The following is a 15,788-nucleotide window of genomic DNA, read 5'->3' on the forward strand; positions in this document are numbered from 1 at the left end:
GTCACATCACTAAAGATGCGTTAATGTAGCAAATTTGCATTTAACTTACATCGACTTGAATGTGAATTTCTGATCATTTTTTTTACAAGATCAATAATCAATATCTCAAAAGTTCATAACAAAATACAAAAACAATAATTTTATTTATAAAGTAGATGCTGCATATTAATTGGAGATAGAAAACATAAAGAATGTATAGAGGACTGATCATGACACTACGTTTAGGCGATATTGCCCCGAATTTCCAACAACAATCAAGTGAAGGAGATATTGATTTCTATGGCTTTTTAGGGGATAGCTGGGGAATCCTTTTTTCCCATCCTGCGGACTATACCCCAGTCTGTACCACCGAACTCGGCTATACGGCAAAGTTGAAAGATGAGTTTGACAAGCGCGGCGTAAAAGCCATTGCACTGTCTGTGGATGATGTTGAGTCGCATAAAGGCTGGATTCAAGATATTAACGAGACACAGAGCACCACGGTTAATTTTCCGATCCTTGCCGACAAAGACCGTAAAGTGTCTGAACTGTATGGATTTATTCATCCCAATGCCAGTGAAACCTTAACCGTACGTTCATTGGTGATTATTGATCCGAACAAAAAAGTTCGTTTGATTATTACCTACCCAGCATCAACAGGTCGTAATTTCAATGAAGTACTTCGTGTGGTCGATTCACTGCAATTAACAGACAAGCATAAAGTGGCAACACCTGCGAACTGGCAACAGGGCGAAGATGTTGTGATTGTTCCGTCTTTAAAAGATGAGGAAGAAATCAAACAACGTTTCCCTAAAGGCTATAAGGCCGTCAAACCTTATTTAAGACTCACGCCACAGCCTGAACAAGATTAAAGCGTAAGCTTTAATTGCAGTGCAAGACAAACGCAGTGCGTAGTCATAAAGACGAGCAACGCTCGTTCCTGAGAAGCGGCTCAAGCTTCGCAAGAAGTCGAACAGCTATGCTGTGAGTTAAGAAATTAAAGCGTATGCTTTAATCGCAGTGCAAGACAAACGGAGTGCGTAGCAATAAAGACGAGCAACGCTCGTTCCTGAGAAGCGGCTCAAGCTTCGCAAGAAGTCGAACAGCTATGCTATGAGTGAAGAGATTAAAGCGTATGCTTTAATCGCAGTGCAAGACAAACGGAGTGCGTAGCAATAAAAACGAGCAACGCTCGTTCCTGAGAAGCGGCTCAAGCTTCGCAAGAAGTCGAACAGCTATGCTGTGAGTTAACAAATTAAAGCGCGATCACGTCTGCAATGAATAACTCGAATAAGATTGAATAACAATCGCTCCGCCTATCCCCTAGATAGGCTTTTTTATATCCAAGCTAAAATTGTTTTGGTATTTCTGAATCAATCGGTTATAAAAACAATTCGATCCGCTACACAATAAAAAAAGCATCATGATCTACAATATTCATCATCTGCATTGTGGCAGCTTCTGCCCGTCTTGTGCACCGCTGTTTGGACAAAAAGGCTGGAAAGCACATCTCGTTTGTCACTGCCTGCTGATTGAAACAGACCGTGGCTTAGTTTTAATTGATACAGGCTTAGGTCTTCAAGATTATTTGCATACAGAACAACGCTTAGGGCCTTTGCTCAAACGATTTGGTTCGATTGTGCCAAATCTAAAACTCACCGCTATTCAGCAAATTCAAAAACGCGGTTTTAATCCGAGTGATGTACAACATATTTTTGTGACCCATCTAGATTTTGATCATGCGGGTGGAATTTCAGATTTCCCCAATGCGACAGTACATCTTTTAGCTGCCGAGTTTAATGCCACCCAATCCCTCACAGCCAAAGGCAAACTTCGCTATAAGACAGAACAATTTAAACAACATCGTCACTGGAACTTTGCTGAGCATAATGATGGCGAAGCATGGTTTAACCTGCAAAAAGTCCAAGGGCTTCCGTTATTTCAAGATGAAATTTTAATGATTCCCTTGATCGGACATACGGCAGGACATTGTGGTATTGCGATCAAAAAGGCGGATGGTTGGATGCTATTTTGTGGTGATGCCTATTACACCCATCTAGAGCTCAATCCGAAAAATAAACTGAGAGCCTTGGATCTGACAGAACGTTTATTGGCCGAAGATAACCAACTGCGTTTGCAAAATCTAAAACAGTTACAATATCTCGCTCAACATGAGCCAAGCATTGAGTTAATTTGTGCCCACGATCCAGTCGAATTCAGTCGCTATCAGTAATGAAGAAAACACTCCTGAGCCTCGTGCTCATTTCTACGCTCAGTATGGGCGGCTGCATGAAGCATGCCAGCCTAAATGATGAACAACGCCCCAAAAACTGGGGAACATTGATTTCCCATACGCATAACTTTTATCAGATTAGCGATGATGTCTTTCGTAGCGATCAACCCAGCACTGAACTCATTCCGAGTTTAAAACACTATAATATTGATACGGTTATCAATCTTAGAGCCAGAAATGAAGATGCCAAAGTTTTAAAAGATCAGCCTTTTAATCTGGTGCATATTCCGATTTATACATGGGCGATTAACCGTCAAGATCTTTTACAGACCATGCAAGCGATTCAAACGGCCAAGCAAAATCATCAAAAAGTATTAATTCACTGTTACCACGGTTCAGATCGTACAGGGGCAAACATTGCCATGTATCGTATTATTTTTGAAAACTGGTCAATTGAAGATGCGGTCAAAGAAATGAAACAAGGCGGTTATGGCTTCCATGTGATCTGGAAAAACATTGATCACTTATTTACGCCTGACAATGTCAAATGGATTCGGCAACAACTATCGCATTCCAGTAGCTAAAGACTGGATTGCTTTGCTATGCAAGCGTGATTATTAAGCAAATAAGTTGGCTCGAGCAGCAACTTATTTGTTGTTTTCATTCTTATTAATCACTGAGCACAATTCAAAGACAAATGACCATCAAACAATAGGGTTTACCATTATGATGTTCCCAAAGCGGAGTGGCTGAGCAAGACCTTCAAAATTTCAGACTCACCGCCATCACTGTCTGTCACTAATAAAAAGACTTCGCCATCAGACCTTGACTCGAGCCATGTAATCCCTTCAACCTTGATTGGCAGTGTCTGCCCTTTTGCATCTTGAATCAAATGCATCGCTAAAGCTTTACCATCAGGTGAGAATACCAAGATAAAACTACCCAGCACATCACCATCATCATAGGTATTTAATGTTTGCTCAACCGCTGCCGTGGCCACTATTAGTTTTTTATCCACAAAAAAATAGGCATCAGAAATCCCACTTGCAACCCCCTCGATCTCAGGCAAGTTGAGATTAAGCGAGTTGATAAGCGCACTTTCTAACGATTTTCCTGCTTGAATTTTAGCTAAATTAAAGACTAAAACACCATGATGGCGATTAATATTGCCACGTTGAAAAATATACAGATGACGATCGTCTGAACAGATGGCTTCAATATTGAGATCTGCTCCACCCGTTAATTCAACACTGTTTTCCAAAAAGTGATAATCAACTGCATCCAGAAAAATGCGGATTTTATGGTTAGATGGATTATAAAGTAATGCTTGTTTCCGATTTTCGGTAGAACCTGATCCCATCACCAATAGTTGCTGTTGGCCATCCAAGGTTATGCAACTTAATGCTTCAAAATCAGGCTTTTTTGCTTTGCTCAATATGCTAAGTGATATTTGCTCAGACGACTCAGATAACGGAACTTTGTCAAAAACCGCGGCACTAGTCAGGTTATTGTTTCGATTGGTTTTTAATAAGTAACGAACATCGTCACCCACAAAGTAAACATCGTCCCCTATACAGGCGACACCAGACAGTGCACTAACCTCAGAATCTTGTGTAAAAACAAATCGTTCTAATATTCTGATCGCTGTATTCATGATCGCGAGTCCCCTATTTAATTTTGATGGAACACCCACAGCATCAATAAAGCCTGTGATGTGTTCCTGATTTGATCTAGGGGATGATCAACGTTTATCGCTGATCAAGCGGAACCCAATCAATCACCCAAGCCGATTTCATATTTAAGCTTTCATCTGTGGTAATTTTCTTACGGGTTGCATCAGCAATGTCACGGTCCTTGGCTGGGCCAACCATAATCCGAATCCCTTTCGAGGTCGGACTCGTCGTCACTTTATAACCTTTGGCACGTAATTTAGACACGACCGCATCCGCATTGGCTTGGTTTGCGGCTAGCGCCACTTGTACCATCCATTTCTTATCACCATTTTCCATCAGATCACGTGCTTTTTCAGCTTCGGCTTTCTTGTCTGCTTCTGCTTTACGCTTGTCTTCGGCGGCTTTCTTGTCTGCTTCAGCTTTACGCTTGTCTTCTGCTGCTTTTTTGTCTGCTTCGGCTTTACGCTTGTCTTCAGCTGCCTTCTTGTCAGCTTCTGCTTTACGCTTGTCTTCAGCTGCTTTCTTATCCGCTTCAACTTTACGTTTATCTTCAGCTGCTTTCTTGTCAGCTTCGGCTTTACGCTTATCCTCAGCTAACTTCTTTTCAGCATCAGACTTCTGTTGAGCTGTTGTTTTCTGCTGCTCAGCGCGCTTCTTTTCATCTGCAAGTCGCTGTGCCTTGGCTTTCTCATCTTCAACAAGCTCTGGCGGAATGTTGTCTGAACTTTCCTGAGCAGCTGCACGACGCGCATTAATCGCTGCATATTCTTCGGCTGCCTTACGCGCTGCTGCTGCTTCAGCCTGCTGCTGCATCTTTAAAAATTCAGCGGCACGTGCTTCTTGTTCAGCCACCGCTTTCTCACGTGAACGACGTTGTTCTTCAAGCAAACGCTTTTCGGTTTCAACATCAACCGCCAAAGGTTGTAGAGAAACCATTTCACTCTCTTGAGCAGGCTGAGCTGTTTTTGGCTTAGACTCTGTTTTGGGAATCGGATGAGTAACGGTCGCTTGAGTCTGATCTTGCTCTATTTCTTCATTACCTTTCAGAAGCAATGCTGCCAATAAAACACCACCACCTAATAGAACAACGCCACCCATCCAGCGTTGTTTGTTATTCATCGACATTCTTCTAAATACTCCCAGACCGCTTCTAAAGTATGAAACGAACCACAGACTAAAATCAGCTGATTGTTATGACCTTGTTTCAGCACAGTTTCAAACGCTTGCTGGATACTGCCAAACTCATGCACCTGTTGCCCTTGCAGTGCTTCTTTGATTTGTTGCACTGGTGCGGCTCTCGGCACATCTAAATTAGCAATAAACCAATCTTTTACTGTTGTTTTTAGTAAATCAGTGACCGATGGAATGTCTTTATCAGCCAACATTGAAAATACTGCAACAACTTCTGTGTACTGTTTATTGTATTTTAGGAATTTTCGCAACTGCTTCAATAAAAATTCGACGCCATGCGCATTGTGGCCAGCATCAAAAATGACGGTTTTATCTTGAATCTGACGTATTTCAAAACGCCCTTGTAAGCATGCTTGCTGAATCCCGCTGGCAAGCGCTTGCTGAGAAACCTCAACACCACTCACCAGTACGGCTGCGACTGCAGTGGAAATATTATCTAAGGCCAGTTGTCCAACTGGAAGTCTTAAGGTCGTACCCGAGGATGCAAATGACCAGGTTTCACCATCATCATTGAGCTGATAAAAATAATCACGATCTAAAGCGTATAACTGAGCTTGGGTTTCAGCCACTTTCTCTTGAATGGCTTGCGGCAGTTGCTGCTGACCTGCAAAAACGACTGGAATATTTGAACGGATAATACCAGCTTTTTCAAACGCAATTTTTTCGACGGTATCACCCAACCAATCGACATGGTCTAAACCAATATTGGTAATGACGGCAATATCGGGGTCAATCACATTGACCACATCAAGACGACCACCTAAGCCAACTTCGAGTACCCAAACATCACATTGTTGCTGCTTAAAAATAACAAAAGCAGCCAAAGTGGTTGCTTCAAAAAAAGATAAACTTAAACCACACTCACGGCGGGCTTGATCCACTAAAACAAACGCATCAACCAAACTTTGATCATCTACCTCTGTACCTGCCAATTTAACTCGTTCATTAAAACGATAAATATGCGGTGACTGATACAGCCCCACCTTATACCCTTGTGCATTTAAAATTGCAGCCAAAGTCGTCGTGGTCGAGCCTTTACCATTGGTTCCTGCGACGGTAAACACCTTCGCTTGTGGTTGCATTACTCCCAACTTTTCAGCGACGGGAATAACGCGTTCTAAGCCTAAATCAATGCCTGTAACGTGAACATGGCCCCAATAATCGAGCCATGTTGTTAATGTATCTGTTGCATGTGGAGCGAGTGGTTTCAAGGTAAATTCATCAGCTTAGCGACAAGTCTGTATACAGTATCACGTAATGCATGACGATGAACAATTTGATCGACCACACCATGATCAAGCAAATATTCTGCGCGTTGGAACGGTTCTTCCAGTTTTTCACGCACGGTTTGTTCAATCACACGTTTACCCGCAAAGCCAATCATCGCTTTTGGTTCAGCAATATGTACATCACCGAGCATTGCCAATGAAGCGGTCACACCACCATAAACAGGATGAGTGAGCACCACTAAGTATGGAACACGTGCTTCTTTCATTTTTTGAATCGCAGCTGCTGTACGCGCCATCTGCATCAAAGACAACATGCCTTCTTGCATACGTGCACCACCCGAAGCAGCAAAACAGATCATCGGTTGATGTAAGGCAATCGCACGTTCAGCCGCTTGTACAAAACGGTCTCCGACCACAGTTCCCATCGAACCGCCCATAAAGTCAAAGTCAAAAGCACATGCAATCAGGTCTAGGCCTTTCAACGAACCCTGCATGACCACCAGTGCTTCAGTCTCACCCGTTTTGTCTTGCGCTTCACGCATACGATCTGGATAAGCTTTGCTATCCACAAATTTTAATGGATCTTTGGCACTAAATTCTTGGCCCAGCTCTCCATTCACCTGATCAAAGAACCAGTTCAAACGATCACGCGCGCGCATACGTAAGTGTTCATCACACTGAGGACATACATAGGCATTAAATGACATTGCGGTACGTGTTACCAGTGCATGGCACTCAGGACATTCAATGGTCGGCTCAGTAAACGTTGCTTTGAATGTTTGCTGTTGATCTGCAACCTGAATACCAGGAACATGACGCTCCGTCCAAGGTGTTGAAGGGCTAAGAACCTTCCCTGATGTTAACTCTTGACTCATACTAACTCATCGAGCGCAGCTCGAAGCTCCTTCACTTTATTCACCGTCTGTTGCGCAGCTTGATCCGCTGGCAATGTCGCAAAAGATTTAACGAAAGCACTTCCTACAATCACGGCATCAGCAACTTGACCCATCGCTTTTGCAGACGCTGCATCACTAATTCCAAAACCGACACCCACAGGGACATTGGTCTTCGACTTAATTTTTGCAATACGCGCCGCCGCTTCAGAGGTATCTAATGTCGCTGCACCAGTCACACCTTTCAGTGACACATAGTAAACAAAGCCGCTGGCTTGATTGACCACATGTTGGATACGTTGATCGGTTGAGGTTGGTGCAAGCAAGAAGATCTGATCCATTCCATTTTGTTTAAGAACTTCACCTAATTGCTTTGATTCTTCTGGCGGTAAGTCCACCAAAAGTATTCCATCAACACCACAGTCTTTCGCATAAGCAACAAACTTTTCATAACCAATCACTTCAACTGGATTTAAATATCCCATCAAAACGACTGGTGTGGTTTGATCTTTTTCACGAAAGGCTTTCACCATATCCAATGCATCTAAAGTATTGGTTCCACCGGCCAAAGCACGCTCAGCGGCTAAGGCAATCACAGGACCATCTGCCATTGGATCAGAGAATGGTAGACCCAGTTCAATGACATCGACCCCTGCTTCAACCATTTGATGAAGTAAAGGAACAGTGACTTGTGGATGCGGGTCACCTGCCATCACATAAGAAACAAGCGCTTTACGTTGCTGAGATTTAAGCTGTTCAAAACGAGTGGCAAGACGTGACATAGGATTATGCTTTCCTTGATTTATATAAATTGAGGAGTTGTTTGTAGTCATACAAAAACACTGCATTGTAACGCTATTTTTTGTTCATTGAACAGAGTTTGACGTGATTGCGACCGTGAATCTTGCGACTTACAACGCCTCGTGTACATTTATCTATATTTTGAGTTTTTTCTCAATGATCAAAGCTTCCTAATTTTGGGCTTATCTCATCGCATTTTAGAAATCAGCCAAGCTCCTTTATACTAGCCGCAATTTTTAAGTTTTCTTTTTATTTTTATGTCTGCCCACTCTCAGGAAAAAGTACAAAGCAATGCCCTTGCTTTGCTACCGCTATTGGTATTTTTGATCATCTTTCTCGGGAGTGGTGTCTATCATTCAATGATCGGGACAGAATTTGCCTTCTATCAAGTCAAAGCACCTGTAGCCGCAATTCCAGCCGTTATTTTAGCTTTGCTGCTATATAAACAAAAACTCAACGTAGCCATCGAAGAATTTTTGCAGGGCGCCAGTCATCCCAATCTGGTTCTCATGCTTATGGTGTTTATGCTGGCAGGTGCTTTTGCCAGTGTCTCCAGTGCTATAGGCAGCGTCGATGCAACCGTACAGTTAGGGCTTTCACTGATTTCGCCAGAATTTGTGTTACCGATGCTGTTTATCATTGCGGCATTTATTGCAACCGCGATGGGAACTTCAATGGGTACCATTGCAGCCTGTGCCCCGATTGCCTTTGGTTTCGCCCAAGCCACTGATATTGCACCCGTCTATGCCATTGGTGCAGTGGTCGGTGGTGCTATGTTCGGTGATAATTTATCGATGATCTCAGACACCACCATTGCCGCAACCCGTAGCCAGAATGTTGAACTAAGAGATAAATTTAGAGTCAATGTCTGGATTGCCCTCCCTGCGGCCATTATTACCTTATCGGTTTATATTTCAATGAGCCACGAAGCGGAAGCGATTCAATCACAGCCTTATGATCTCTGGCTGATTCTGCCTTATCTGGCTGTGTTTTTCCTCGCCTTTACCCGTCTGCATGTCTTGGCAGTGCTGATGATCGGCGTGATTTTATCTGGGTTGATGGGACTGATTGAGAAACCAGATTTTGACCTTCTCAAACTGAATAGTGCGATTTATGATGGCTTTGTTGGCATGTTTGAAGTGGCATTACTTTCCATGTTGTTGGGTGGACTATCTACCTTGATGCAAAAAGAAGGTGGTTTGCAGTGGTTGATCCAACGGATCTATGCCATTACACGTCTATTCAAATTCGGTAAACAACGTGCTGGTGAATTCGGGATTAGCTTTCTGGTGGTATTTTCGAATCTATTCGTCGCCAATAACACGGTTGCGATTATTTTATCGGGTGATATGGCGCGTGAAGTGGCAAGAGAATATGGGGTAGATCCAAAACGTAGCGCGGCTTTGCTTGATATTTTCTCGTGTGTGGTTCAAGGGATTATCCCCTACGGTGCGCAACTACTGTTGGCCTGTTCGATTGCCAAACTCTCTCCAATTGAGTTGATTGGCAATATCTACTATTGCTGGATTCTTGCGGTTTGTGCAGTACTCGCCATTGTCTTTAATTATCCACGTTTAAAAAACCAATAGAAAGTTTGGGTTACTGATCAAATCCCACTCTCAATAACGCTTTAATTTAGACAAGAATCTACTATCGTGACAGGCGACATGGATGTCGCCCGTTGGACTGGCCTTGCGCTGCATTTCAAAGCAGTGCTTGAAAATTTGCTCAGGACGTACCGTCAGTCCAACAGAGGATTTTTGTTACTTTTCATCCCTGAAAAGTAAGGGAAATATCAAACCTATCTGATTATTCATCAATTAAACAACCTTAGCTAAACTCACTTATTAATTAAAAGTTTGATTAGCAGTCTGATCTAAAATCTAAAGTGATTTCAAAAACTGTTTGGGAGTAACGCCTGTCCAACGCTTAAACGCCCGCCCAAACGCACTCTGATCCGCATAATTCAACCGCTCCGCAATCTCAGAAAAAGACTTACCTTGCTGCAAATACAACTTACTCTGCTCCAAACGATACTGATCTAGCACATCCTGAAAATTCAGTTCATGGGCTTTGAGCTGACGTTGTAGCGTTCGTTCCGAACAATGCAGACGCTTCGCCACATAACTTTGCAATACCTCTTCCTGTTGCAATAAACCTTGCTCGATAAAGCCATGTATTTTTTGGCGAAATTGCTGCTGTTGGACTTCAAAAGAACTCACGCTATTCAATGAATGCTGCGCTTGAGTGGATAACACTTGATTCAGTTGCTGATCTGCGGCAATACTTTTTGCCTTTAAAATTTGATTGGAAAAGCGGATGGCGTACTGCCCCTGCTGAATTTGAATCGGGCAACCATAGAATTTTTCAAAATGATAAAGTGCAGTATGCGGCGCATAGCCAAATTGGATCATTTGCGGTGGCACTAAAGCATCTTGCACAATCGACTGCGAAATTTTAAAGATCAAGGCCAGATTGAGTTCATACATTTCCCGATAATCACTATAGGATGCACTCCAAACAATTTGGATATATTCAGAGAATTGCTGTACATCGAGCTGCTCTAAATTGGTTTGTTTAAACACCAGCGAATAGTAACGTTGTAATAATTGCAAGGCTTGCTGTAGATCAATACTGGTCGATGCCAAATAGCCCATCAAACCTAAATCTTGTAAATTGGCATGCTCTGCCAATACCAAAGTAATCGGACGAGTAAAGTGTGCTTGAGCAGCCTGTAACAATAAGGCGTAACGTTCGACATCAAAATCACGCTCATCTGGATTTTCCAAACAGGCTTGAAAGGCTTGCCAAAGTTCAGGTGCAACAACTTTAGACAAATCAATTTGTTCCTGTTGTAAAACACGATTAAACAAACGCAAATAGCCAATAATTATTTTAACTGACATGGGTCAATCTCATCCTGAGCTGTCGTTATTTGTATAAAACTTGGCTGTAACTGTCAAAACATTTCATCGGACTTTTTTCATACTGAGTACATGAAGAAAAACAAGGAATAGTCAAGATGAATGCACATGTTTCCTATCAAGTCGATCCAGTTGTCAGAACCAAACTGGACTTCCACCTCGACCAAGCGCCACGCTTCTGGTTTGGGGGGGATCCGTTCCGTACCCGTATGTTTGATGCTTTAAGCCTCACCTTCCCTGATGGCGAGCGCTACTTTATTGAATGTGTCCGTTTATTCCGTGACAAAATTGATGATCCAGACTTGCAGGAACGTGTGGCTGATTTTATCCGTCAGGAAGCACAACATGGTATTGCACATGACAAAATGAACCAAGTCATGAAAGATCAAGGCATGCCTGTAGACCAGTTCACGACACGTTTAAAGAAAATTTTTCGTTTTGAGCTCAAGAATCGCTCACCACAATACAACATTGCCATGACCGCAGCTGCCGAGCATTTAACGGCGCTAATGGCCGATACCTTTTATAGTAAAAAAGAAACCCTAGCAGAGGCTGATCCTTTTGTACGTGCGCTTTTTGCGTGGCATGCAATTGAAGAAATGGAACATCGGGATGTGGCTTTTGATGTGATGCGTGAAGTTGGTGAAGTGCCTGAAGCCACCCGTCGCTTTGCCCTAGTGTTCACCACAGTGATGATGTTTGGCTTCACCCTGTATCGTACCGATGTAATGCTTAAAACTGATGGTTTTAACTTGAGACAACGTTTTGATATGGCACGTAAAGGCTTGCCATGGTTCTTTGGTCGCAACGGTATTTTAACGGCAAAAAGAGCACAATATAGCGACTGGTTTAAAAAAGATTTTCATCCAAATCAACATCCTGTTATTCGCCAATACGATGTCTGGATTGATACTTTAGCTAAAACCAATGATCCGATTGCTGCGGGTGAAGCTTTTTGGCAAGCAGGGCTATGACCGAAGGCAATATTGCAATGAGATCATCTTATTTCGGTATTGCTCTTATTTCAATGTTTGAATAAGGATTGCCTATAAGCAGAATGCCTTGCACTCCTCATCAGTAAGTCTTCAATTACGGTGTACTTTCTTCACATGATCTGCAAGAAAGTACACATGATTTTTTAAGCAATATTTAATGAAAAACTTACCAGCAACATTAAATACAACAACGAGAATATATTCAGGGACGAGGAAAAATTATTCTTCCTCAACTTTTAAAACAAAATCCTGATCAAAATCTTTTAATCCATCCCTGACCGTACCAGAAATATTTATCTTATAAATACCAGACTTCGTGGGTGTGCCCTCAATCTTCGTCAAAGCATGCCGAGCAAACGGTTTTTCCCCTTGATCTGATGAAACAATCAAACCACTGTTTTGATCAATATTTGATGCCACAACAAAAGTATCTTCAATTACACCATATTCTTTCATCTGTATTTCTGCATAATAAGGACTTCCAACTTTTGCCATTGGAATTTCTTTTGTCAAAAAGACATCACTATTCTCATAAGAACATCCCAATAGAAATAAAAATGTAAGTACGGCAAGCTTAGGTCGCAAGAAAAACTGATTGGCTGACACTGAATTTAAAAATTGAACATGACATGTATGTTGTTGTACGCTTGATTCACGCTTCTTCAAAAAATAATTTTTATTAAAAATCATATTTTTATATTTAACCACCCTCGATTAAATGAATATTTTATATGGACTACAAGGAACTAGAGACAAAGTCAGCTGATGATAAAAACAGCCAACTTAAACCATTATTATGACTCAAACCGCTCAATTCGGTATGCCTACCACTTCGCATAGTGCTGTTCTAACAAACCATATTGATTATCTAATGACACCACTTCAACCTGCTCATGTGCAATGGTCCCGCTGACTTTGGCCTGCCATTGATTGAACTGACTCCCAATCAAACGCAGGTTAATATTTTCAAAACGACACCAACCTGTTTCCACCATCAAGTTTAAACATCCACCCAAAGAACGAATCGACCATGTGTTTTCATTTTGCTGTTCGAATAATACATCAGTTAAAGGATACAAACGCCCGTTGACCCACAAGGCATTTTCATTACCAAAACTTTCATTGACTCCTGAAGCAAGGTTAAGACCAATCCGCCGATCCTGTGCATCACGGAACTGGCAAGATAGCCAGAACCAAGCTGTTTCAGGACGTAGGAAACCACAGGTATCATCCAAAGCTGCAAGGCTATGTGCATTAAATTCAATCTGTTGTCGATCAGGACTCATAAAGAATCCTTCAACTGCCAGTGTGGTTTGCTTCTGGGTATAGGTCCAGCCATTGATCCCCGTCGGGCTACACAAACTTAAAGCATCCGTGCCCGCACAAAAAATTCGGGCTTTCAGTTGTACTTCACCATGTTTGGTCACTTGAATGTAGCGCACCCCATTGGCATGTTGCATATCGAATTGATAGGCTGATTTCTTAAAATGGCTTTGACTAAATAAGGGTTGCTCATCAAGCTGTGTTTTGAATGCCAAGGGCTGAATCGCATTCCACTCAATCACTTTTTGGGTTTGATGATCATAAACATAAAAGAAACCATGTCCTGCCCAAGATAAATCAACAATCGCCACGCCAATGCTGTAATGCGCATGTTGCAAACCACAGAATTTAAATTTCTTATATTTAAGCTGTTTGCGCCAACCTTTCAGTATCTGCCCATAAGGCGTTTTATAAATATAGTCGTCCAGATTAATCCGCGAAGGGACTTGTTCAAAACGTCCATAACGCGGTTGGCCATTGGCTTGTATCAAATCCATTTTATATTCCATGATTGCGAGATCGCATCTATGTCCATAATAGACTGTAAGTGATCAAATTTACTACTATTTCTATATAGAGAAGTGCTACTTAGTTCGCATTTTACCCGATAAACCCAAGCGCTTAATGGACTTTTTAGCTCATAATTTCATCAAAGATTCATACATAAGTTTTATTTTAAAAAACAATCTTATACCACTCGATCAAAAAACATGACGACTCAACGATTCTTAAAAGCAAATATGCTCTGTCTCATGATGCTGGCTTTAACAGCATGTAATGACGACAATGATAATAACCAAACACCGACCGTTGAACGCAGAAATCAAAATATCAATATCCTTGCGTTTAATGATTTTCATGGCAATTTAGAACCGCCAAAACGTTTTATTGAAGCCGATGATCCAAACGATAATAGTAAAACCGTACGTATTCCTGTCGGTGGGGTGAGTTATTTTGCGGATGCAATTAAAAAGCTACGTGCGCAATATCCAAACAATGCCGTCGTGTCAGCAGGTGACTTGATTAGTGCTTCACCGCTCACATCATCGTTGTTCTTGGACGAGCCCACCATTGAAACCATGAATGACATTCAGATTGATTTCAATGCCGTTGGTAATCACGAATTTGACCGCGGTACAGATGAATTACGTCGTTTGCAAAATGGTGGTTGTCAGCAATATACCAGTGCTAAACCCTGCCAGATCAATCCAAAATTTGAGGGTGCCAAATTCAATTTCTTGGCTGCCAATGTCTCGATGAAGGCTGATCCGAAGAAAACGCTATTCCCAGCCTATAAAGTCAAAACTTATGGCGGCATTCCTGTTGCCTTTATTGGCATGACCTTGAAAGCGACGCCGAGCATTGTGTCGGCTGCGGGTATTAAAGATGTCAACTTCCATGATGAAGCAGATACGGTCAATGCCTTGATTCCTGAGTTAAAGAAACAAGGTATTGAAGCGATTGTGGTGGTGGTGCATGAAGGTGTCGCACCAAGTACCAAATTTAATAAAAAAACCTGTGATGGTCTCAGCGGTCCGTTACTCGGTATCCTTGATCGCTTAGATCCTGCGGTCGATGTGGTGGTTTCTGGTCATACCCATCAATCTTATATTTGTGATTACGCAACCAAAAATCCACAAAAGCCGTTTTTATTGACGTCTGCGGGCCAATATGGCACGGCGATTACCAACATCCAATTAGAACTGGATGGCAAAACAGGTGATGTGATTAAGAAGGATGCCAAACAAGTTCCGATTCAAAGTGAAGCCTATAGCTCTGGTTCAACCACAGTGAACCTGACTGATCTTTATGAGAAATTCAATAAAACCCCAAGTATTGAAGCGATTTTGGATAAATATCGCCAAGCCGTCACCACCATTTCAGCCCGTGTGGTCGGCACAGCCAATGCGGTGATTAATCGCAATGCCACCGAAAGCGGTGAAAGCCCTCTTGGTAATTTAATTGCCGATGCACAACAAGCGATAGCCTTGACTGCGAGTAATCAAGGCTCTGACTTTACCCTGATGAATCCAGGTGGTGTCCGTGCTGATTTGTTGGTGAATAGCAGCAATCAGATCACCTTTGGCGATGTCTTTACCGTACAGCCTTTCGGTAATTCAATTGTGACCCTTAGCCTGACAGGCAAACAGATCCGTGACGTGCTAGAACAGCAATGGTCAGGTGCGAATTCTGGAACGGTTCGGATTTTACAGCCATCCAAAGAATTCAGTTATGCTTATAAGAAAGACAACTCGACTTCTCCACGCGCCAGCAATATCTTGGTGGCAGGAAAAGCGTTGGATGATAACAAGGTTTACCGTGTGACGGTCAACAGCTTCCTTGCTGATGGCGGTGATAACTTCACGGTATTAAAACAAGGTAAAAATCCAGTCGGTGGCGGGCAAGATATCGATGCCCTTGAAAAATATGTGGTGCAGTACTCACCGCTGAATGCACCGAAAACCGATCGAATCAAAGTACTGCCTTAACTGCATACACGCTAAAAAAACAGGGAAGCCATAGCTTCCCTGTTTTCATTTTAATTGT

At 42.3% G+C, this 15,788-nt stretch carries 14 protein-coding genes; 6 read left to right on the forward strand and 8 right to left on the reverse strand.

All coding sequences use genetic code 11. The features are described 5' to 3' along the window. Nucleotides 1-209: 209 nt before the first annotated feature. From V6E90_RS14430 to V6E90_RS14440, 3 genes are all read left to right on the forward strand, one after another. Nucleotides 210-851 carry a peroxiredoxin gene (locus V6E90_RS14430; RefSeq protein WP_016540636.1) on the forward strand — a complete coding sequence of 214 codons (642 nt, stop codon included), beginning with the start codon at nt 210-212 and terminating at the stop codon, nt 849-851. A 551-nt stretch (nt 852-1,402) separates the two neighbouring features. After that, a complete protein-coding gene (locus V6E90_RS14435) occupies nt 1,403-2,212 on the forward strand; it encodes an MBL fold metallo-hydrolase (RefSeq protein ID WP_332605741.1) in 810 nt (269 codons plus the stop codon). Then, the gene (locus tag V6E90_RS14440) at nt 2,212-2,796 is read left to right on the forward strand and encodes a dual specificity protein phosphatase family protein (RefSeq protein ID WP_016660167.1); all 585 of its coding nucleotides are present in this window, start codon (nt 2,212-2,214) and stop codon (nt 2,794-2,796) included. The genes V6E90_RS14435 and V6E90_RS14440 overlap by 1 nt, the downstream gene beginning before the upstream one ends. A 140-nt stretch (nt 2,797-2,936) precedes the next feature. On the opposite strand, the gene V6E90_RS14445 is transcribed toward V6E90_RS14440, so the two are convergent. The 5 genes from V6E90_RS14445 to trpA form a co-directional block, all read right to left on the reverse strand. Next, nucleotides 2,937-3,866 (reverse strand): DUF6929 family protein, encoded by a 930-nt coding sequence (locus tag V6E90_RS14445; protein ID WP_332605742.1) that lies wholly within the window; start codon nt 3,864-3,866, stop codon nt 2,937-2,939. 94 nt (nt 3,867-3,960) lie between these two features. Beyond that, nucleotides 3,961-5,010 carry an SPOR domain-containing protein gene (locus V6E90_RS14450; protein ID WP_332605743.1) on the reverse strand — a complete coding sequence of 350 codons (1,050 nt, stop codon included), beginning with the start codon at nt 5,008-5,010 and terminating at the stop codon, nt 3,961-3,963. Continuing rightward, nucleotides 5,001-6,287: a bifunctional tetrahydrofolate synthase/dihydrofolate synthase gene (folC, locus tag V6E90_RS14455; protein WP_332605744.1), complete on the reverse strand. Its 1,287-nt coding sequence runs from the start codon at nt 6,285-6,287 to the stop codon at nt 5,001-5,003. The genes V6E90_RS14450 and folC overlap by 10 nt, the downstream gene beginning before the upstream one ends. Beyond that, nucleotides 6,284-7,180, reverse strand: coding sequence for an acetyl-CoA carboxylase, carboxyltransferase subunit beta (gene accD, locus V6E90_RS14460; protein ID WP_262757784.1), 897 nt, complete (start codon nt 7,178-7,180; stop codon nt 6,284-6,286). Before accD ends, folC begins: the two co-directional genes overlap by 4 nt. Then, nucleotides 7,177-7,980: a tryptophan synthase subunit alpha gene (gene trpA, locus V6E90_RS14465; protein ID WP_005269294.1), complete on the reverse strand. Its 804-nt coding sequence runs from the start codon at nt 7,978-7,980 to the stop codon at nt 7,177-7,179. The genes accD and trpA overlap by 4 nt, the downstream gene beginning before the upstream one ends. Nucleotides 7,981-8,256: 276 nt before the next feature. On the opposite strand from trpA, the gene V6E90_RS14470 reads away from it, so the two are divergent. After that, nucleotides 8,257-9,588: a Na+/H+ antiporter NhaC family protein gene (locus V6E90_RS14470; protein ID WP_332605745.1), complete on the forward strand. Its 1,332-nt coding sequence runs from the start codon at nt 8,257-8,259 to the stop codon at nt 9,586-9,588. A 294-nt stretch (nt 9,589-9,882) separates the two neighbouring features. Here V6E90_RS14470 and V6E90_RS14475 read toward each other — a convergent pair whose 3' ends face one another. Next, nucleotides 9,883-10,905 carry an AraC family transcriptional regulator gene (locus V6E90_RS14475; RefSeq protein WP_023271374.1) on the reverse strand — a complete coding sequence of 341 codons (1,023 nt, stop codon included), beginning with the start codon at nt 10,903-10,905 and terminating at the stop codon, nt 9,883-9,885. A 116-nt stretch (nt 10,906-11,021) separates the two neighbouring features. On the opposite strand from V6E90_RS14475, the gene V6E90_RS14480 reads away from it, so the two are divergent. Continuing rightward, nucleotides 11,022-11,897: a metal-dependent hydrolase gene (locus V6E90_RS14480; RefSeq protein WP_005206151.1), complete on the forward strand. Its 876-nt coding sequence runs from the start codon at nt 11,022-11,024 to the stop codon at nt 11,895-11,897. Nucleotides 11,898-12,137: 240 nt separating this feature from the next. Here V6E90_RS14480 and V6E90_RS14485 read toward each other — a convergent pair whose 3' ends face one another. Together V6E90_RS14485 and V6E90_RS14490 are read right to left on the reverse strand one after the other, a co-directional pair. After that, nucleotides 12,138-12,608 carry a hypothetical protein gene (locus V6E90_RS14485; RefSeq protein WP_332605746.1) on the reverse strand — a complete coding sequence of 157 codons (471 nt, stop codon included), beginning with the start codon at nt 12,606-12,608 and terminating at the stop codon, nt 12,138-12,140. Between the two features lie 134 nt (nt 12,609-12,742). Then, nucleotides 12,743-13,738 (reverse strand): DUF2804 domain-containing protein, encoded by a 996-nt coding sequence (locus V6E90_RS14490; RefSeq protein ID WP_016540646.1) that lies wholly within the window; start codon nt 13,736-13,738, stop codon nt 12,743-12,745. Between the two features lie 213 nt (nt 13,739-13,951). Between V6E90_RS14490 and V6E90_RS14495 the strand changes: the two genes are divergently transcribed. Next, complete coding sequence (locus V6E90_RS14495; RefSeq protein WP_442881263.1) at nt 13,952-15,730, forward strand: bifunctional metallophosphatase/5'-nucleotidase; 1,779 nt, start codon at nt 13,952-13,954, stop codon at nt 15,728-15,730. The last annotated feature ends 58 nt before the right edge of the window (nt 15,731-15,788 follow it).

It is taken from the genome of Acinetobacter sp. ESBL14 (assembly GCF_036668815.1).
Taxonomy (GTDB): domain Bacteria; phylum Pseudomonadota; class Gammaproteobacteria; order Pseudomonadales; family Moraxellaceae; genus Acinetobacter; species Acinetobacter gyllenbergii.